General features: G+C 37.7%; 2 protein-coding genes. One reads left to right on the top strand and one right to left on the bottom strand.

Features of this window, described 5'->3' with window-relative positions; genetic code table 11:
• Positions 1 to 202: 202 nt before the first annotated feature.
• The gene (locus GQR46_RS19185; RefSeq protein ID WP_165742118.1) at positions 203 to 943 is read right to left on the bottom strand and encodes an antibiotic biosynthesis monooxygenase; all 741 of its coding nucleotides are present in this window, start codon (positions 941 to 943) and stop codon (positions 203 to 205) included.
• Positions 944 to 1,487: 544 nt separating this feature from the next.
• Here GQR46_RS19185 and GQR46_RS19180 point away from each other — a divergent pair.
• Entirely contained in the window at positions 1,488 to 1,820 is a 333-nt protein-coding gene (locus GQR46_RS19180) for a PBPRA1643 family SWIM/SEC-C metal-binding motif protein (protein WP_010552992.1), read from the top strand.
• The last annotated feature ends 93 nt before the right edge of the window (positions 1,821 to 1,913 follow it).

Below are 1,913 nucleotides of genomic sequence, written 5' to 3'. Positions count from 1 at the left end.
TATTAACTTAAATTTTTCCAATGCTATACCTTTATCCTAAATACAAAAAATGCCATAACCGGATAGGTTATGGCATTTAACTATAAGGTATCTATAGAGCAAGCTGCAATAATATTTACTTAACTTGAGCTTTGGTTAAAAGGTTATGCACTTCAGACTTGAATCTGCCATCTATTAAAACAGCAGATATCTAGCGTTCAGATTACTTAGCAAACCCACTTAGAGGTTTAAGCAAGAGTGGCGATAGAGCTGCGTGTTTATCTGTAAGCTCTTTTGGTAAATCGCCTAAATGCACCATACGTGTTGGTGTTGCTGCAGCAATCCAACGCTCTGCATGGTCATCCCAGTTTTGAATGTGGATATGCGACGCTTCTAAGTCTCTAAAACGCTCATAAACCATAATGTCGCCATCGTCAGACATATAATATTGGTAGTTTAGTGTACCTGGCTCTGTTTTTGCGCGCTCTACTTGTGAGTTCATTACTTCACGGAAGGCGTCTAATTGCCCTGGATTTAGCTTAGCTTCAACAATCCAACCAAAGTTATTAAATGTAGTATCGCCGTCTTTTTCAATTTGACTTGTTTGCTCTTCTTCGCGAGAAAAACCACCAAAGGGTTTAAGCCATAATGGGCTTAGAGCAGCATGGCGTTTGCGAACATCATCAGGTAAGTCACCTAAATGCATCATGCGTGTTGGAGCCGCGGCTGCCATCCAACGCTCTGCGTGGTCATCCCAATTTTCAATATGTTCGTGTGAAGAGTTTGCATCAGCAAAGCGCTCATAAACTAAAACATCGCCAGCATCAGACATATAGTACTGATAATTTTTAGTGCCTACTTCTTTAAGAGCACGATTAACTTGCGAATTCATTACCGCTTTAAAGTTTTCAAGTTCACCAGCGTTAAGCTTTGCTTCTACTATCCATCCAAAATTTTTAAACATAATTTTCTCTATTTAAATAAATTGCCTCTTTATATATGAGGCTTGAGTCTGTTGATCTTTGCTCAAACTAGGGGCTATTTAATTGCGTCGCGAGGTTTGTAACCTAGTGGGACAAGTAAAAACCGAGCAAAGCTTACGCGTCCTGTTCACGCCTATTTATGGGGAATAACCACATAAATAGGCTTTGCCTTGCCTAAACCCCAAACAGACGGCTGCAAATTTAACCTTGAAAGTTCAAAAGACCCTAAAGTTAAAGGCAATTTTATTGCCTTGGTTAACATATCTATCGCTTAATTGGTAAGTGCTTAGATAACGAAGCTAAGTGTACAGAGTATTTAAATGTTGATAATAATCGCATTTATTTAATCAGTTTATAGTAAATGTATATAATAGTGGTTAGCCTATTTTGCAGGCCATTTAAATTTTTAAGTTAAAATTGCTTTATAGACGTGTTGTTAAGCTATTTACAAGTACACTTAGTTATATGAAGGGTAAGCTGTTAAGATGCGCCGTCTTAATAATGTAGAAAGGTTATAGAAGTAACATGTCAAAATTTTTCTTTATGGGTAAACCCGACATAATGGGTAAAAATAACAGTAATGGATTTGCGCCAAATCGTACCGCAAAGGTAGGCACAGAGTTGCACCCGTTAACGCTAATTGTAAACTCAGCTGAACGACAATCAGAAATAGAAGCAATACTAGAAGAGCATTCGCTGTTTGCTTCAATTGAAGTTAAAGCAGACGTACCAGAAGATATTCGCGAACTAGACTTTGCGCTTAGCAAGTCAACACCACAAGTATTTGATAAAGTACCAGAGCGTAACGCACCTTGTGTATGTGGTAGCGGCAAAAAATATAAGAAGTGTTGCGGTTAGTTTCTTAACAACTAAATATGTAGCCTTTCTTTTTTCATCGGTATTAAATAAAAATGCCACAGGATTTTGAGCCTGTGGCATTTTTTAATGTTA

The sequence above is a fragment of the Pseudoalteromonas sp. Z1A6 genome (assembly GCF_011378745.1).
Taxonomy (GTDB): domain Bacteria; phylum Pseudomonadota; class Gammaproteobacteria; order Enterobacterales; family Alteromonadaceae; genus Pseudoalteromonas; species Pseudoalteromonas arctica.
This window is presented reverse-complemented; position numbering and strand designations above follow the sequence as displayed.

Coding starts and splice junctions, on each gene's coding strand:
- GQR46_RS19185 (WP_165742118.1), bottom strand. CDS start 943: ATGTTTAAAAATTTTGGATGGATAGTAGAAGCAAAGCTTAACGCTGGT.
- GQR46_RS19180 (WP_010552992.1), top strand. CDS start 1,488: ATGTCAAAATTTTTCTTTATGGGTAAACCCGACATAATGGGTAAAAAT.